Origin of the sequence: Shewanella sp. SM55 (assembly GCF_025654025.1) — a bacterium.
Classification (GTDB): domain Bacteria; phylum Pseudomonadota; class Gammaproteobacteria; order Enterobacterales; family Shewanellaceae; genus Shewanella; species Shewanella oncorhynchi.
This window is the reverse complement of sequence record NZ_JAKKRS010000005.1, coordinates 73,863-91,778: the sequence shown is the minus strand read 5'-3', so window position 1 is coordinate 91,778 and position 17,916 is coordinate 73,863. Positions and strand designations below refer to the sequence as shown.

Annotated in this window: 18 protein-coding genes; 15 read left to right on the top strand and 3 right to left on the bottom strand. The window is 43.8% G+C overall.

Features of this window, described 5'->3' with window-relative positions; translation table 11 throughout:
- The first annotated feature begins 8 nt into the window (after positions 1–8).
- The 5 genes from L5L91_RS08765 to L5L91_RS08745 are packed head-to-tail and all read left to right on the top strand — an operon-like array spanning position 9 to position 5,030.
- Positions 9–521, top strand: coding sequence for a chemotaxis protein CheW (locus L5L91_RS08765; RefSeq protein ID WP_049821692.1), 513 nt, complete (start codon positions 9–11; stop codon positions 519–521).
- 5 nt (positions 522–526) lie between these two features.
- A complete protein-coding gene (locus L5L91_RS08760) occupies positions 527–2,524 on the top strand; it encodes a methyl-accepting chemotaxis protein (protein ID WP_168827106.1) in 1,998 nt (665 codons plus the stop codon).
- Entirely contained in the window at positions 2,525–3,370 is an 846-nt protein-coding gene (locus L5L91_RS08755; protein ID WP_263236129.1) for a CheR family methyltransferase, read from the top strand.
- On the top strand, positions 3,357–3,977 hold the full coding sequence (gene cheD / locus L5L91_RS08750; RefSeq protein WP_105252529.1) for a chemoreceptor glutamine deamidase CheD: 621 nt from the start codon (positions 3,357–3,359) through the stop codon (positions 3,975–3,977). Before L5L91_RS08755 ends, cheD begins: the two co-directional genes overlap by 14 nt.
- A 3-nt stretch (positions 3,978–3,980) precedes the next feature.
- Complete coding sequence (locus L5L91_RS08745; protein ID WP_105252528.1) at positions 3,981–5,030, top strand: chemotaxis response regulator protein-glutamate methylesterase; 1,050 nt, start codon at positions 3,981–3,983, stop codon at positions 5,028–5,030.
- Between the two features lie 108 nt (positions 5,031–5,138).
- Here L5L91_RS08745 and L5L91_RS08740 read toward each other — a convergent pair whose 3' ends face one another.
- Entirely contained in the window at positions 5,139–6,773 is a 1,635-nt protein-coding gene (locus L5L91_RS08740; RefSeq protein WP_028759909.1) for a diguanylate cyclase, read from the bottom strand.
- A gap of 391 nt (positions 6,774–7,164) precedes the next feature.
- Here L5L91_RS08740 and L5L91_RS08735 point away from each other — a divergent pair, with 391 nt between their 5' ends.
- The 6 genes from L5L91_RS08735 (at position 7,165) to L5L91_RS08710 (ending at position 10,990) form a co-directional block, all read left to right on the top strand.
- Positions 7,165–7,398 carry a hypothetical protein gene (locus L5L91_RS08735; protein ID WP_263172147.1) on the top strand — a complete coding sequence of 78 codons (234 nt, stop codon included), beginning with the start codon at positions 7,165–7,167 and terminating at the stop codon, positions 7,396–7,398.
- Positions 7,287–7,844, top strand: coding sequence for a methyltransferase domain-containing protein (locus tag L5L91_RS08730; RefSeq protein ID WP_263236197.1), 558 nt, complete (start codon positions 7,287–7,289; stop codon positions 7,842–7,844). Before L5L91_RS08735 ends, L5L91_RS08730 begins: the two co-directional genes overlap by 112 nt.
- Positions 7,834–8,895, top strand: coding sequence for an HNH endonuclease (locus tag L5L91_RS08725; protein ID WP_173244808.1), 1,062 nt, complete (start codon positions 7,834–7,836; stop codon positions 8,893–8,895). The genes L5L91_RS08730 and L5L91_RS08725 overlap by 11 nt, the downstream gene beginning before the upstream one ends.
- Positions 8,896–9,209: 314 nt before the next feature.
- On the top strand, positions 9,210–9,638 hold the full coding sequence (locus tag L5L91_RS08720) for a hypothetical protein (protein WP_173244811.1): 429 nt from the start codon (positions 9,210–9,212) through the stop codon (positions 9,636–9,638).
- A 21-nt stretch (positions 9,639–9,659) separates the two neighbouring features.
- A complete protein-coding gene (locus L5L91_RS08715) occupies positions 9,660–10,244 on the top strand; it encodes a hypothetical protein (RefSeq protein ID WP_263236128.1) in 585 nt (194 codons plus the stop codon).
- Between the two features lie 119 nt (positions 10,245–10,363).
- Positions 10,364–10,990: a Fic/DOC family protein gene (locus L5L91_RS08710; RefSeq protein WP_219250805.1), complete on the top strand. Its 627-nt coding sequence runs from the start codon at positions 10,364–10,366 to the stop codon at positions 10,988–10,990.
- Between the two features lie 3 nt (positions 10,991–10,993).
- Here L5L91_RS08710 and L5L91_RS08705 read toward each other — a convergent pair whose 3' ends face one another.
- The gene (locus tag L5L91_RS08705; protein WP_173913200.1) at positions 10,994–11,149 is read right to left on the bottom strand and encodes a hypothetical protein; all 156 of its coding nucleotides are present in this window, start codon (positions 11,147–11,149) and stop codon (positions 10,994–10,996) included.
- 206 nt (positions 11,150–11,355) lie between these two features.
- Complete coding sequence (locus L5L91_RS08700; RefSeq protein ID WP_131524739.1) at positions 11,356–12,966, bottom strand: ABC-F family ATPase; 1,611 nt, start codon at positions 12,964–12,966, stop codon at positions 11,356–11,358.
- A gap of 675 nt (positions 12,967–13,641) precedes the next feature.
- On the opposite strand from L5L91_RS08700, the gene L5L91_RS08695 reads away from it, so the two are divergent.
- The 4 genes from L5L91_RS08695 to L5L91_RS08680 all read left to right on the top strand — a co-directional run bounded on the left by L5L91_RS08695 (position 13,642) and on the right by L5L91_RS08680 (position 17,915).
- A complete protein-coding gene (locus tag L5L91_RS08695; RefSeq protein WP_168827127.1) occupies positions 13,642–14,250 on the top strand; it encodes a VF530 family DNA-binding protein in 609 nt (202 codons plus the stop codon).
- A 798-nt stretch (positions 14,251–15,048) separates the two neighbouring features.
- A complete protein-coding gene (locus L5L91_RS08690; RefSeq protein WP_263236127.1) occupies positions 15,049–15,204 on the top strand; it encodes a hypothetical protein in 156 nt (51 codons plus the stop codon).
- A gap of 552 nt (positions 15,205–15,756) precedes the next feature.
- Positions 15,757–16,725 (top strand): helix-turn-helix transcriptional regulator, encoded by a 969-nt coding sequence (locus tag L5L91_RS08685; RefSeq protein WP_105253121.1) that lies wholly within the window; start codon positions 15,757–15,759, stop codon positions 16,723–16,725.
- Positions 16,722–17,915, top strand: coding sequence for an EAL domain-containing protein (locus L5L91_RS08680; protein WP_131524742.1), 1,194 nt, complete (start codon positions 16,722–16,724; stop codon positions 17,913–17,915). Before L5L91_RS08685 ends, L5L91_RS08680 begins: the two co-directional genes overlap by 4 nt.
- Position 17,916: the final 1 nt, after the last annotated feature.

The following is a 17,916-nucleotide window of genomic DNA, read 5'->3' as shown; positions in this document are numbered from 1 at the left end:
AAATAGCCATGGAGAGTCGATCAACTATGACCGCCAAAGTGGAATACAACGCCCATGATGAGGTGGAGTTTTTAAGCTTTATGTTAGGCGAAGAGCACTATGCCCTCGATATTATGTCCGTCAAAGAAATCCGCGGCTATGAGTCGGTCACTAAAATCGCCAACGCCCCTAGCTTTATAAAAGGCGTGATTAATCTACGCGGTGACATAGTGCCCATAGTGGATTTGCGGATGAAATTTGCTGTTGGAACAGCCACTTATAACGAGTTCACTATCGTTATTATGCTCAACGTGTTTGAACGTATTGTTGGCATAGTGGTCGATGCCGTCTCCGATGTGATTAAGCTGTCGGCGGAGGAAATTTTACCTGCCCCAGAATTTGGGGTGGCGTTCGATAGCCGCTACCTCAAAGGCTTAGCCACGGTCGAGGATAAGATGATCATTTTAGTAAATATTCAGGCTCTGATCAGCAGTGATGAGCTGGGTCTAATTGATGCAAATAGTCTGACTGATCAGGAGTAACAATAATGAGTATCTTCAAATTTTTTGGCAATGATGAGGCGCGTGAGCAAAGGGATGAAGAGCGTCAGCGCTATTTTCAGCTACTTGATAACAGTGGCAACAGCTTTATGATCGCTGACAGTCAGCGCAATATTATTTATGCGAATAAAGCCGTCGTCCGTTTACTGCAAGAGGCAGAGGACGATATTCGTAAAGAGTTACCTCAGTTCTCGGTTGCCAAACTGATCGGCAGTAATATCGACATTTTCCATAAAAATCCTGCACATCAGCGTAATTTATTAGAGCGTCTAACCCAATCCCATACCGCGCAAATCACCATAGGCAAACGTACCTTTAGGTTGATTCTGACACCGATTATCACCGCTGAAAATAAACATTTAGGTACAGGTGTTGAGTGGATAGATCGCACCGAAAGTATCGAAGCCGAGCGAGCAACCCAGCGCATCCTCGAAGCGCTCAATAATACCAGTACCAACGTCATGATAGCCGATGCTAACCGTACGATCATTTATATGAATCGCTCGGTCGAAACTATGTTGCGCCATTCTGAAAGTGAGATCAGACAAGCCTTACCGCATTTTTCCGTAGATAAGATCCTCGGCAGCTCGATGGATATCTTCCACCGCAATCCTGCTCACCAAGCAAGTTTACTCGATAAATTAGACCGTAAATATGAATCGCTTATTAAGGTCGCGAGTTGCCATTTTCGCTTAACGGCCAGCCCCATAGTGTCTAAAGAAGGTGAGCGCTTAGGCACTGTAGTTGAATGGCTCGACCGCACCATTGAAGTCCAAACCGAGCAGGAAATTTCCCGCATAGTCACAGCCGCAGCGGCGGGTGATTTCTCCCAAAGGGCGGAAACAGATGGCAAGCAAGGTTTCTTTTTAATGCTGGCGAACAATTTAAAYTCGTTAATTGAAACCTCGGAACGTGGATTGCAAGATGTGGCTCGGGTGCTGATGGCGCTTGCGGATGGTGATTTGACCACTCGTATTTATAACGACTATGAAGGCACCTTTGATGATTTGAAAAATTACTCAAATCAAACTGCTGAAAAGTTATCCTTCATGATCCAAGATATTCAACGAGCCGCGGATACCATCAATACCGCTTCGGCAGAAATAGCCCAAGGTAATGCTGATTTATCCAGCCGCACCGAAGAGCAAGCTTCGAGCCTAGAGCAAACTTCGGCCAGCATGGAGGAACTCACTGGTACAGTGAAACTCAATGCGGATAACGCCAGTCAAGCCAATGCCTTAGCCTCTAAAGCGGCTGAAGTCGCTGTGGATGGCGGTGAGCTTATTCAGCAAGTTGTCCAGACCATGGCATCGATTAATGAATCGGCGCGTAAGATTGCCGACATTATTGGTGTTATCGATGGCATTGCTTTCCAGACCAATATCTTAGCGCTCAATGCTGCGGTTGAAGCGGCGCGGGCGGGCGAACAAGGCCGCGGCTTTGCGGTGGTCGCGTCAGAAGTGCGCAGCTTAGCCCAACGTTCGGCCAATGCCGCTAAAGATATCAAGGCACTGATCTCGGATTCTGTGTCTAAAATCGAGAGTGGCAACAGCCTTGTCGGTAAGTCCGGCGATACCATGAAGGAAATCGTCATCGCCATTAAACGGGTGAACGACATCATGGCGGAAATTGCCTCAGCCTCTAATGAGCAGGCCATCGGTATCGATGAGATCAGCAAAGCCGTAGTGCAAATGGATGAAATGACGCAACAAAATGCGGCATTGGTTGAAGAAGCGGCCGCCGCAGCGGAAAGCATGCAATCCCAAGCGCAGCAACTCTCAGACAGTGTCGCCAGTTTTCGCGTGGACGACGAAGATGAAGCCCCAAGACGCAGCAACGCGAGATTAGCGGCGCCCAAAGCGAAGGCGATGAAACCCATCAAACAGCAGCTTCAACCTATGGCAAGAGCCAGAGTGACAGAGAAACCTAAAACCAATGCGATGAAGCCCATTAAGCAAGATCAAGATGAATGGGAAGAATTTTAATTGAGTGAAAACAAACCATTGGAACGAGAGTTTGCCTATACCTCGGTGCACTTTAATACCGCGAGGACGACGCTGTACCGCTTAGCGGGGATCAAACTCGCCGATAGCAAGGATGCTATGGTGTATAGCCGTTTAGTGCGGCGGATCAGAACATTGAAATTAGCCGGTTTTTCGGCTTATTTTGAGTATCTGCTAAGCCATGAAAACGAACACCAAGAATTTATCAATGCGTTAACCACTAATCAAACAGCATTTTTTCGGGAGCCGCATCACTTTGAGGTGTTAAAACAGTATTTAATCGATAACCCAGATACCCGCAGGATCTGGTGTGCGGCCAGTAGCACAGGGGAAGAACCTTACTCGATTGCGATTGTCGTCGCTGAACATTTCAACAGTTTTAAAACGCCTATCGAGATCATTGCTTCCGATATCGACAGCGGCGTGCTTAAAAAGGCTGAAATGGGCATTTATCCCTTAGATCGTATCGATACTGTCAGCGATATCCGTAAGAAACGGTTTTTTCACCGCGGACGCGGTTCACAGTTGGGTAATGTGCGCGTGGTGCCCGAATTAAAGCAGATGCTCAAGTTTACCCGCATCAATTTACTCGATTCTTTTTGGCCGCTAAAAACGCCAATGGATGTAATTTTTTGCCGTAATGTAATGATTTATTTCGATAAAGAAACGCAGGAAGTCATATTAAAACACATGATGAACTCCCTTAGCGAGGATGGACTTTATATTGCGGGACATTCGGAAAATTTTAATATGTTCCCGCAAATCATCACTGCCGTTGGTCAAACAACCTATCGGCCAGTGAAGGGGCTCATGAGTGCTAAAACCTAATATCGAATATGCTATTGCAGAGCCGAATCGCTATCACGATCATCATTTTGGTTGCGATGCGGTAAAAATATTACCCGGCGAGTATTTTGCGACCCGTGAAGATACCATGATAGTGACAGTGTTAGGCTCTTGCGTCTCAGTGTGCTTGTATGATCCTAAGCTCAAAATTGGCGGAATGAATCACTTTTTATTGCCAAGTGACAATAGTAATTGTACTGGGGTGCTCGCCGATTCAGCCCGTTACGGCGTGTATGCCATGGAGTTGTTAATCAACGACTTGCTCAAGCTTGGCGCACAGCGTAATTCACTCGAAGCTAAGGTGTTTGGGGGCGGTAATATGTTACGTAGTTTTACTGTGCACAACATTGGTGAGCGTAATGCTGAGTTTGTGATTGAATACCTCAATCTGGAAAATATCCCTATCGTTGCTGCCGATTTACTCGATGTGTATCCGCGCAAAGTGTATTTTTTCCCCCATTCGGGAAAAGTGAAAGTCCGCAAAATTAAATCCATGCATAACAGTACAATTCTTGACAGGGAAAGTGAGTACCGTTTACGGGTTCGTAATTTACCTTCGGGCGGCGACGTTGAACTATTTGGTGATTAAGTTATGACGATCAAAGTGTTAGTTGTTGACGATTCTGCGCTGATGCGCAGCTTGCTCGGTAAAATGATTGAGGCTGACTCTGAACTGTCTCTGGTTGGGCTCGCTGCCGATGCCTACGAGGCCAAGGATCTGGTGAATCAATTTCGCCCCGATGTGATTACCTTAGACATTGAAATGCCCAAAGTAGATGGTTTAACGTTTTTAGACCGCTTGATGAAAGCCAGACCCACTGCAGTAGTGATGATTTCATCGTTAACCGAGCAGGGCGCGGATGCAACCTTTAATGCCTTGGCCTTAGGTGCGGTGGATTTTATCCCTAAACCGAAATTAGACTCGCCCCAAGGTATCCATGATTATCAGGATTTGATTTTAGATAAGATCAAATCTGCCGCGAAAGCCAAAATCATCAAGCCGCAGAAATTTGTTGAGCCAGTACGCCCAGTTTCAAGTAAGCGGCCAGTATTGGCCAATACAACCCTGACACAGCATTTAGTCGCGATAGGCGCATCTACTGGCGGTACTGAAGCCATTCTTTATGTATTACAACATTTACCCGCGGCTATGCCGCCGATAGTGATCACCCAACATATGCCCGCGGGGTTTACCCGCACTTTTGCTGAACGTTTAAACCGACAGTCACGGATCACTGTCAAAGAAGCCGAGCATGGGGAACGACTCTTACCCAGTTATGCCTATGTTGCACCAGGGGATCATCACCTTGAGATCATCAAAGTGGGTGGCAGTTATAAAGTCAAATTAACCCAAGATGAAAAGGTCAGTGGCCACAGACCTTCGGTCGATGTGATGTTTACGGCCTTGGCCCAATGTGCCGCGCCCAATATCAGCGCGATGATTTTAACCGGTATGGGCAAAGATGGCGCCGAAGGCATGGTGGCGCTACACCAAAAAGGAGTCACTACATTTGCCCAAGATGAACAAAGTTGTGTGGTATTTGGCATGCCACGAGAAGCAATAAAGTGCCGTGCAGTAGATTATGTGGTGGAGTTATCGCAGATGCCGAGCAAGCTCATTAACCATTTAAGCTCACTGTGACCGCCCACGCGGAGTGGGATTCAAAAGTGACGAATAGAGCGTGAGTCTCGCAGGAAGAGCATTACGCCGAACTGATTTGTGCGCTGCAGTGGCGCATTCTGTTTAGGGTTAGTCAGTCGTAGAAACCACGAGTTGATTTCTGCCTAAACGCTTAGCTTCGTAAAGGTTTTTATCTGCCAGTAACAGGCAATCTTGAAATTCCTCACATTGATCCGAAAAGGCTAAACCGCCGCTGAGCGTCACCTTAAATTCGACGCCATCTTCAACAAATACGATATGGCTAAAGCTTTCACGGATCGCATTCAACTTGGCAATCGCCAGTGGTTTTTGCATATCTGGCAGCACTAACATAAATTCTTCACCACCGTAGCGGCCGGTAAAGTCAGTTTGACGTAAGGATTGTTGTAGCAGATGGGCAAATGCCAACAACACCTTATCACCACCGGAATGACCATAAGTATCGTTGACCTTTTTGAAGTGATCTAAATCGAACATAGCGATACAAACTTGAGAGTTAATCCGTTTCGCTACGTTAAAACAGCGTCTCGCAGCCACCAGAATTTGGGTATGGTTTAACAGCCCAGTTAAGCTGTCGCGACTAGCCGAACTGCGAATGTCATGACCCCGTTGCGCACGGGAAATCACCTGCGCGACGAATAAACTCGGCGCGGTTTGCTTTGAAATTAAGTCATCTGATCCCGCTTGTATGATGCTGACTTTATTCTGCATCGTATCATCAGAGCTCAACACGAGAATTGGGCTCGAGGTGTATTTATCCAATTGGCGGATCATCTTTGCCAGCTCAAGCCCGTTCACTTCGGGCATGTACAAATCGAAGATAAACAAATCAGGCTCAAATTGCTCAAGGGCAGGCAAGACTTGCTCGGCACTGGACAACCCTTTTACCATCAAACCATGGCTGCGTAACAGGCTTGAAAAGTAATCCACCATAGATTGTTGATCATCCACCAGTAACACCTTAAGCGGCTGTTTCTCTGACATCTTGAGAGATTGATGGATTTTGCGCACCAATAAAGTGGTTTCCGCAGGTTTAACAAAATATTCGCTGACGTTGGCACGAATGGCCAATAGCCGCATGTCAAAATCCCCCCGCGAGGATAAAACAAATACTCGGGTATTGTTCTTCTCAAACTCAGTGGCAGCTTCGAACAAGGCCTCTTCAGTCCAATCTGGTAGAATTAAATCTAATAAAATCAGATCGAAGGGCGTTTTATTTTGCACCACCAGAAAGCTCGTGAAATTCAAAAAATGCTGCACACTAAAACCGAACTCTCGCAGCTGCTTTGTGATCATAGCGCCGACATTCCCATCGTCTTCTATGATGGCAATATGGTGCTCATGGCGCGCCTTTGACGGTTTATAGGGGCTTTGCTGCATTTGCGCCTCTACTACTGGCGCCGACGGTTGGCCGCGCATATTGTTTTGTAACAACTGGTGGAAGAGGGTATCTAAGCCTTTGATCGTAGGAAGTTCGGGGGCTGGCGCATTGAGCAGCCCCTTAAGCAGCAACTCCAGTTTATCGACTATGTGTTTGGTATCTGATAACCCAAAGGTCTCGCTCGACCCTTTTAAGTTATGCACCTCTCGGTACACGGCAGACAGCATGTGTGCGTCCCAATTTTTACGCAATGAAATCCACAAGGTAATGATTTGTTTCTTTTTATCCGGCAGTGCATGTAAAAACTGTCGTTTAAGTTGCTCTAACGAATCTTCAAAACTCATAGGCAATAGATATCCTAAATAATTGAGCCCTAGGTCTTAATCTCTATGTAGACGCTACGCCAAGACGTTAAAACCCGTTCACTCCAACACTGAAATGGAAACTGCTCTGGAGAAGCATGTAACAGATTCAATCAATTGCACTTATCTTTACACTAACTCATAGAGTGTAAACCACTGCGACAAAAACGACGGGGAAATGCTGAGATTGCATAGGTATTGATAAGAATTTTGGGTCGAATAGCCGAAATCAGCACAGTGATCGCGAACAACATAATGCTAAATATTTTATGCAAAACAGCATGATAATGATGACATATATTTTTTATCAAATACGACTGTGATAAGTTAGCGTCTGTAAAAACAATCACTTGTTGCAAAAGGATCGTTGTCAGTGAGCACAGTGTTTTATAATGACCACGCCGAAATACTCGCGGCACAGTATTTGTCTAAAACCTTTGAAGAAGTGCATTCGAGTTGGTTGCATCATCTTTTGCCTCTACTTACCAAAAATACATTGTCGATATTGGATGTGGGAGCAGGTTCTGGGCGGGATGTGCATTATTTAGCCGAAAAACAGAGGGCAAAGAGACACAAATTATTGCAGTCGAACCTGCGGTTGTTTTAGCGAAAATGGGGCAGGTGTTAACTCGGGATCTACCCGTGCGTTGGATTGAGGATGGTTTACCTCAGTTGCAAAAAGTGGTTGGCCTAGCGCAACAGTTTGATCTGATTTTACTCAGCGCTGTGTGGATGCATTTATCTCCCTCAGAGCGCCCACTTGCACTAGCAACACTCTCACGCTTACTCAATTCGACTGGACTTTTAGTCATCAGTTTGCGCCATGGCCCAAGCCCCGATGCGCGCGTTATGCACCCAGTCAGTGCCGATGAACTGCTCACACTTGCTGCAGATTGTCAGCTACGACTTTTAGATTTGAGCCAAGATGAAACCGATAAACTCGGTCGCTCACAAGTGCATTGGCAGACGTTAGTTTTTACACCCAAACTGATGCCAAACGTAAATGCACCTGAAGCAAGCGTTATTATTCAGGAGCGACTGAATGCCGATTGATGCGAGAAGACAAGTTGAATTTATTAGCTATTTACAACGTCTGTTAGTTGAAGGGGATTTCGTTGCAACTTACAAATTTGCCTTACTGCATGCGATCGCCGATATCTGTATCGAACGGCCATTAATACTCAATGCCGATCCTGCGCTGAAAACCGCCATCAGTATTGATGATTTGGTAGAGAAGTTTATTGAACTTTACTGGCAACACTCTTTGCCTTTTGGTGCCAATGATGGGTATTTTGTCTTGATCCAAAATAGTGGAAAGCAATCAGCCTTGATCAACAGTTTGATTGAACTACGCCATCAAGGTGTTAACAGTCTATCCCAGTTAAAAGCGCATCTTAGTTATCCAGCTTTATTGCGTAAAACGCGCGGTACGTTTAAAGATGGCCCCTTATGGCGCTTACAAAACTTGTCACGTAATGAAGAATGTTTTCTTTATCCCCATGATAAAACGAAAAATTACATCGAGTTGAATCCGGGTATCGCATTTTGCTTCAGGCGATTTCACGATTTAGTGGTGTCATTGGCTCGTACTCAATGGGTACAAAAAATCGCCGAGTTTCCAGCAAATCAAGTGATTATAGGCAGTAAAGGCAATTTAAGTGAGTTTCTGTTTGGTAGCGACAGACAGACGATCACCCATGCTAGACCTGTACTGCTTGATATCCAAAAAGGCCAATGCTTCTATTGCCAAAAATCATTAAAAGAAACAGGCGAAGTGGATCATTTTATCCCTTGGGCACGATATCCTAATGATTTAGGCCATAATTTTGTCCTCGCACATAGCAGTTGTAATAATCAAAAACGCGATCATCTTGCCGTTCAGCACCATAAAGATAACTGGTATGAGCAAAATATTATCCGGCATGGCCAAACGTTACACTCTGAACTCAGTCGATATTTCGTCTGTGAGAGTGATCGCTCTGAAGCCATTACTACTTGGGCTTATCAGCTTGCAGGACAAAATCGCTCGCCTCTCTGGTTCGATAAAAAGACCTTTGTGCCTTTTAATGCATTAGACAATGACCTGTCAAATACTGCAATTTAGAGCATGCTCACAGCTTTATGGCACTTATTTTTAGCACTCGCCAAGGTAAGCAACTGTGCTGCAATTGAATGAGCAACGCTGCCAAGCTAAAGTAATCAATGAACTATTTACATGTTATCTTGGTGGCATTACATTTTATCTTCATTGATTTTGTTACCTGTTGATAGTAAAGGTTTACTTCCTGCCAAGGTAATTGATTTCAAAGAGAATAAGGAGTATTTGGTGGATATATATGGCGCACTCGTTCAGTGACAACAAGCAGATGAATGCACCATGGAATTTATTGATAATACATGTCTAGTTTTGGAGGTTCGATGATGAAATCGATTTTCTTACTGCCCATATCTGTCCTTGTGCTGATAGGTTGTACAACGCCTAAATCGCCGAGCGAAGTGTATGACGAGTACAATGCTAAGGTACAGCAGGGGATGAGTTATCAAGAGGACAAGGCTTACTATACCCAACGTAAGCAAGCGGATGTTGAGTCTAAGTTCCCACAGTATATGCAGCAGATGAAGCTGTCCCGCGATGAAGTGATCGCATCTTATCTTTCATTTTCAAAAGCGGCTGCCAAGTGCAAAGCACTCACCTTAGTGTCGCAGATGATAGAAGGGGATACGGCCGTTCTTGAATATGCACAAAAAGATCTCTGTGGTAATGCATCGGAGGCGAATGAAAAACAAAGAATTAGCATGATAAATGAAGGTGGTTGGAAAATTGATGAGCTCCAAATTAGTCTCTAAATCATTTGGAATGTCGTATCAATGACAGGATTTTATGAGTTTTTTAGCCTGCCAAACGGAGTTGAGGTTACTTGCCCCCATTGTGCTGGCTGCGCCACTTTTACCTTTGCCCATGTTTTTCGTTTAGAGAAAAAAGATGTGCATTTATTTGAGGGTTGGCAGTTTGAGATCAAGCAGTTTAATCAAAGGTTTGCCCATAAATGGCCAGGTGTGCTGTTTTTCCCTCCGCTATTGGATGCTTCTTGGCGGGAAAAATTGCCAGAAAAATACCAAGGTACTTCGACTTGGGAACATAGGGCAAACAGTGCTTTTACAGATGGTACAGATCTTGGTCTTATTTGTTGTTATCAGTGTATGGCAAAACAGAAACATCGACTTGAATGGCCCAATGACGCATTTTATTCCCTTGAGTTTAAAGGTCATTCACTTTGGGCATTTAATAAACAGATGATGCTTCAGATCCGTGATTATATTCAGGCCAAAGATCGCGATGCGGTATTCGAGTCTGAGCCGATAGTCATTCGACATTTGCCGACAATTTTTAAACTGGCTAAAAATCGTGAGATATTGGTTAAAAAAATTAATAAGCTAATTTATAGCCCATAGTTTCTACATACCTATTTCAAAGACTTGTGTGGTCAATCTCATCGAGTAGTTGTGTTAAGTTGTCTGTGACTCGGATATTTGCTTTTCTATTAGTTATTACAGTTAGCGGGTCTATTATCATGTCGAAATATCATATTGGCACTACCGAGGATGAATTCGAACCCGGTTCCGGCGGCCATATACTTCGTAACAAACTCGCGATAACCGATGAAGAGGATATGGCAGAGGTAGAGACTCAGTTGTTACTAAAGCTTTATGAGTACGTGTTTCAATCTGGTGTTATTGAAAGCGAGCATCTATCGGTTGGTATGCTCTTTGAGTGGCATCGAAAATGGCTCGGTAATGTTTATTACTGGGCTGGTGAGCGGCGTACAGTCAATATGGGAAAAGGTGGTTTCGAATTTACGGCAGCGGCTCAAATACTTAAGTCTCTCACTCAGTTTGAAAAGGAATATTTAAGCAAGTTCAATGGTTTAAATTCGTTTTCTAGAGACGAAGTTGTGAGTTACTTGGCTGAAAGTCATGTGGAATTTATCCTAATTCACCCATTTAGAGAGGGAAATGGACGTTTGTCACGTTTGATACTCGATGTGATGGCAGTAAAGGCGGGTTATCTCCCACTTGATTATGGGATTTGGGAACAAAATAGAGATTTTTATTTTAAGTCAATTCAAGCAGGGTTGGGTGGGGATTATCAACATATGGCTCGTTTGGTAAACGATGTGCTCAGCGCTAAAAACGAATGAAGTTTAGGCTAAGGTCAAATGACTGAAACGGCTTTTTTTGGCCTTCAATTTTGCTTCAACTTCAGCCGTAGTTTTACCCGTCTCAATAGCGGTTGAACTGGCCACAGCGCGATAGAGTCGATTTTGAGTCACTTGTGTGTTTTTTGATTTAGTTTTCATAGGATCAACCTCAATTAAGTGCATGAATTATAGCACTCTAGATAACGAATAGACAGCTGTGTATCCAAGGCCCAAAGCAGCAATACTTCATGTTTTACCAATCATATCGCTCTTTAGATATCGATAAAAAGTCGTCAGTAGGTTCTCCAATGACGACTCTTTTAATCAAGCTGACATAGCCGATTAAGGTTTATCAAAGCACAACATTACGCGCTTTTTCTCGCTTCCATTTCTGCTTGGCTTGAAAGGTACTCATCGAAAGTGCCTTGGAAGTTAATCACTTTTTTATCTTTAATATCAATGATACGTGTTGCGAGTGACGATACAAACTCACGGTCATGACTGACGAATATCAAAGTGCCTTCAAAGTCTTTCAACGCATTATTGAGTGCTTCGATGGCTTCCATGTCCATGTGGTTAGTCGGTTCGTCCATGATCAGCACATTGATGTCTTGCATCATTAACTTACCGAATAACAAGCGGTTTTTCTCTCCGCCTGAACAGTTACGAGCTTTCTTGTTCGCGTCATCTTCGGTGAACAGCAGACGGCCTAACATGGCGCGTACCATAAGATCGTTGTGCTTAGGTTGGCGCCACTGTGACATCCAATCCATTAACGTGTAGTCATTATCAAATTCGTCACTGCTGTCTTGTGGACAGTAGCCGATTGATGCGTTTTCTGACCACTTGATCACGCCTTTATTATGTTCTAAATCATTGACTAAGCAGCGTAGGAAAGTGGTTTTACCCACGCCGTTTTCGCCGATAATCGCTAATTTTGCACCGGCTTCGAGGATTAAGTCGCCGCCTTCGAATAGCAGCTCACCATCAAACCCGTGGGCCAAATCTTCGAGGATCAGTGCTTGGCGATGCATTTTCTTGCCAGCATCGAAACGAATAGAAGGGTGAATACGGCTTGATGATTTCACTTCATCAAGCTTGATCTTGTCCATTTTTTTCGCGCGCGAGCTGGCTTGTTTTGCCTTAGATGCGTTGGCACCGAAGCGGTTAACGAAGTCTTGCAGTTCTTCGATTTCAGCACTCTTCTTGGCGTTGCCCGATAATAATTGTTCACGGATCAAAGATGATTGGGCGAGGAAGTATTCGTAGTTACCAGGGTAAATGCGCAGTTCGCCGTAATCGATATCGGCCATGTGGGTACATACGGCATTCAAGAAATGCCTATCATGGGAAATAATGATCATGGTGCATTTGCGTTTGTTCAACTCGGCTTCTAACCAGCTAATGGTATGTATGTCCAAGTTGTTGGTTGGTTCGTCGAGCAGCAAAATATCTGGGTTGGCAAATAGTGCTTGTGCCAACAATACCCGCAGTTTCCAACCCGGTGCCACTTGTTGCATTAAGCCGTAATGGAAAGATTCTTCAATACCCGCTTCGAGCAGAATTTCACCGGCGCGGCTTTCGGCGCTGTAGCCATCCATTTCGGCAAATTCACTTTCAAGATCGCCAACGCGCATGCCATCTTCTTCGGTCATATTCGGATTGGCGTAGATTGCATCACGTTCCTGTTTGACTTTCCACAGGGCAACATCCCCCATGATCACCGCATCGATCACACTGTATTGTTCAAACGCGAACTGATCTTGGCTTAGGGTACCGACTTTTAAGCCGGGCGTGATGGACACATTGCCAGAGGTTGGCGCTAACGCTCCGCTGAGGATCTTCATAAAGGTCGATTTGCCACAGCCATTCGCGCCGATCAAACCATAGCGGTGACCGTTGCCAAATTTCGCTGAAATGTTTTCAAACAATGGCTCAGGGCCAAACTGCATCGTGATGTTCGCGGTAGAGATCAAAGGAGCTTTCCTAGGTATTTGCTAACGGGGATTGTGACAAACAAGCCTCAAAATGAAACATGCGCTTCACCCACTCTAAGCCAAAACATTAAAGTTGGGATAATAAGGTCGCGGAGTATACAGACTAAGGGCTAAAGATGCGAGCAAGGATGTGATGCGCAGCTATAAATCGAGCCGTTTCAGTTGCGTTTATTTTGAGGCTGACCCAAGGCATCAGCGGATCATAGGTAAAATTTAGAAACGGGTTTGAGCTTGATGCTGAGTTCATACCTGTTAGCGTGATATCGCGGATATGTAGATTAAAACTGTCAGCTGCGGCGTATTTTCTTTGCCCTAAAGCCGATGCCAAACCTCGCTAGCGCAAATAAAAGAAGGCGTTTAGCTTATTTACCGTTATTATTCCCGCAGTTTTGTCGAGCAGCAGATTTTACGGCTAATATTTAATGGCTCAGTTTGGAGGCTTTAGGTCCGTAAGATTTAAGATCTAAGCATTACAAGTAACAAGGCTTAACGCCCTATGCTATTGCCGTAACAACGTCAGTGGCTCATGACTTCATAACTTGAGTGATTTCTCTAATCGCGAATTTTAGTAGCAAATTGAGTCACTCGTTTAACAACTCAAAACCGTAAACTAATACAGTAAAATCAGCCAATAGGGCTGAACTTGGAATTCCCATGATTGAAGAGCAACAGAACAACCCATTACACGGCCTCAAACTCGAGACAATGATCACTGAGTTAGTCGATTTTTATGGCTGGAAAATTTTATACGCGGCATTAAAGCTAGGTTGCTTTAACACCAACCCGACCATTGAGGCCTGTATTATTTTCCTCAAGAAGACTGAGTGGGCGCGGGAGAAAGTGGAAAACTTTTACCTGTATCGATTCAAGCGTATGCCTAAAGCCGTCGGTGAGCAGTTTGATCTTAAGCCACGCGAACGAGGTTTTGCCTCAGGTATCGCGCCGCGTAAACCGATGGAACTCACCATAGAATCTATCGCTAAAATGCAGGCACAAGCCAGCGCCGAGTACGAAGCGGGTAATAAACGTCCCAACTCTGGTTATGGCTCAGGTAAGAGCTTTGGTAATGGTTCAGGTAAAAGCTCAGGCAAAAAACCTACGGGTGGACGTGGCACCGGCTCTGGATATGGTTCATCGAATAGCAACTCACAGCGCCGCAGCGAACCCAGAAACGAGCCAAGAAACGATTCAAGAATGGCTGAACGTTCAGGACCAAGCCCATCGACGGATGACAACGATCCGTGGGGCACTAAACGCGGCTAATCTCACGTCTGTCGGATTGAGTGGGCATGGTTTTTCACAGGCGTTAGTTTTACATTCGTTATTTACAGTGACTAACCTCAGCTTGCTATTTTCGTACCCGTAAAAAATTAGCTCTGGTATGAGTTAGCTTTTGTAAGAGTCGTTTTGAAGTCATGGCTCTAGTTGTATGATAGAACATCTGATTTATCGCCTGATTTAAAGAGAAGAGGTTAGCTGTTGAATACAGCCAACCTCTTTTTTATGATTAACTATTCACTTTATTGCATTGAGGTGAGAAAAATACCGGGGATTATAGTTTTAGATTTGCATATCATGTGCATAACCAGTTAATTCATCAATTTGCAATCAGATGGTGCCGGTTGCTCATGTTTACGACCAATACCAGCGCCTTCTCTAACTCCTGTGCTTTATACTTTGTGCCTTTTGTTCATCTTCGTCGCTTAAATGTCCAGAGTTAACGTCAAGGTGTTTGACGATACAGCTCCAAGGTAACCATTTAAATGTTTGATTATCATTGGGTAAGTAGTTTTAGCCGTCTTGCTCCACCAGCATTCCCTGTTGCCAAACGCCGCTGCCGACTTGCAGATGCGTAACGGTCAAACCATAGGTTTCGGCGCTGCCGTCATTCAGCGCCAAGGGATATGTCAATCACTACTATATTCGAACTGCGGTTAGGCTTAGCGGCTGGTATTCTTTTGTGTCTAATGCGGGATAACTTAAGTTTGCCCGACATAGCTGAAAAACTGACAATGAGCCCAGCCACCTTAAAACGTTGTTTGGCCGAGATGGATTTAAACTTTGCCCAACTCGCTGATACTTGCCGATGAGACCCGTTTAATCAAAGCACGCTATGACTTAGCGACAGTATTGCCACTTCTTTATCCTTCTGCGACGCCAGTGATGATAGGCGTTCCTTTGGCCAATTCCCCACTTTTTCGCAGCTGGCTTGCTTAAGCCATAAGCTATTAAAAACTATCCTAATAATATCTCTAAGCTGATACTGTCGCGGTTTGCCTATTCCAAACGTGAATAACCATGCGTGAAAAACGTGGTTCAGTGAGAAAAACCCCGAAGTTATATCCCGTATTTTGAATTTTTAGCGCATAAATAATCAATTTGGCGTTTTGTGGCCATTGCTGGTGAATCTTATATTTTATGCGGTTTTATAGGGGGGTCTGTTGATTGCGGTTTTATCTATGATGCAATGATTTAACCGAACGAATAACTAGACACTTTTTTCCATCGCTTTTTTGACTGTGCCATGGTCTCAGATAAACAATGGCATTTATACTCGTTTTCCTATTGCAAAAAACGTGGTGAATAAAAGGCTGAGATGGAGGAACTGAGTGATGAGTGACGAAAAAATCACTGGACTTTATTTCATCGAGAAACTTCAACGCATTTGGATTACTTTTACATTTAGACATCCAGAGCCAGTAGATGACATCGACCATAAGACGTATATGGAGCTGCTAGATAAAATAAAAAATTCAGATGGAACGCGATATGATTTGTACACCTATCTCCTATCAAAGCAAAACAAGTGCACAGACATTCTCCAATTTCTTAAAACACACCCGCAGTGAGAATAATTTATCTCAAGAAGATTTATGTAGTCTGCTCAGGCAAAAAAGCTGCCTGTTCGATATGTTAGATTCCATCACTATTAGCCGTTGGGAGCGGGGAGTTAACATTCCATCCCTAGCTAAACAGTCTGAAATCGTTGAAATATTTGGCTCTGAACTGTTTGATATTTATCGGGAGGACAAAAAATTCATCAACGAAGGTTTAGCGTTAATTAACCTTTTTGAATCGACCATAGAACGCAGTGATCATCCGTACTACCGTAATACTCCTTATCGTGTCGAGTTTATCGAAAGCCACCATCAAAACTTTATGACCCTGCTGCAACTTAGCTTGGTTTATGAAAGTAACCCGCGTTTATCCTTTGTGAGCCGTAAGTTGTCTCAACCTTTTTTTCGTGGACTCTCATTGGTGGTGGCTTTTAGCTTTGGCGATCAAATCATTGGACACAGTCTATTCTGCCGCACTCAAGGCAAAATTGCCCTCGAATTTATGAATGATGAGGTGGACTTGTTTGAGGTCATTAACCATAACAGTCAAGCTTTGCCAGATACCTTAATGGTGTTCTCCTCCTTTGGCGTAACGCCTTATATTGAAAATTATATGATGTCTGTTTATCTCAATGAATTGGCCACGAGTCGCTCACTTAAGTTTTTGAGTTTTAATATCTGTGATGAGTCACTAAAACGAAAATTGACGCAATTTAAGTTGCCCATATTTAAAGTAAGAACGATAGAAGGCGGCTTCAAACCAGTCAAAAACTATTCGTTTTTCTCCAGTCGCACAGAAGTCATGGCGAATCGTAATTTACTCAAGCTTTCTGTTATCCCTACATCCAAATCCCAGACGATCGATCCCATTTTCTTTATGCAGTTAGAGACCAATATATGAATATTCTCATCATAGATGATCAACGCTTTATTAGAGAAACCATGAAAGCTGATATCCATAAGTACTTAGCAGAGGACAATGTGGAGATCTATGAAGCCAGTAATGGTAATCACGGAATTGAACTGATCTTAGCTGTAGAAGCAAAACTTGATTTAGTCATTTTAGATTTAAAAATGGATCAAGGTGACGGTATTGCGGTGATTAATATGTTGGCCTCCGAGCCCCGATTTACAGTCATTCCGATTGCGGTGATAAGCTCCTCGGATAAACGGACTTTAGAACTGGTGGATAGCATTATCACGGGTTTGAAACTCAACTTGCTTGGCGTATTTGCTAAACCTATCAATGTGAATGACATTTTAACGCCATTGCTAGACGCCTCCGACGATAGAAACCGTGTCCATCAAGATGAGTCTATCGTGCAAGACATGGCGGCGAATATCAATGTGCGGCAATTGCTCAAAAATGAACAATTAATTTTGTGTTATCAGCCTAAGATTAACCTTAAAACAAAGGAGATCATCGGTTTTGAAGTGCTTTCGCGGCTTTGCGATCAATCCAATGGCTATATTTATCCCGACGTTTTTTTGCCACTGGTGAATCAGCAGGGGCTAAATAGCTTGTTTTCGCGGATGGTTATTTCCCAAGCATTGCAATGTTGGTCGCGCCAACCGTTATTAATGGCGTTTGCCCTGTCGATTAACATTACCGCAGATGATTTGACCTGTGATGAACTCATTGAGTACATCATCGAATGTGGTCGTGAGTATAAACAAATCCATTTGATTTTAGAGCTCACCGAATCACAGGAAATCATTAACCAAGATAGAGTACTTAACTCAATTGCACGGCTGATCATCAATAATATTGATATTTCCCTTGATGATTTCGGTAAAAGTTATTCTACTTATGATCGTCTTGATGCCATTCCCTTTAAAGAGATCAAAATTGATAAAAGTTTTGTCTCCGATATGGATATCAATCACCAACATTATCTCATCGTAGAGTCCACCATCGCGCTTGCGCAGAAGATGCACGTAAAGGTGGTTGCAGAAGGCGTTGAGACAAGTGCAATAGAGTTAATTCTCTCTGAGTTGGGGTGTGATGTTGCCCAAGGTTATTTGTACAGTCCCCCGATTGAAGGTCGTTATCTTATTGATTGGATTGCTCAATATAATAGGAGTGCCTAAT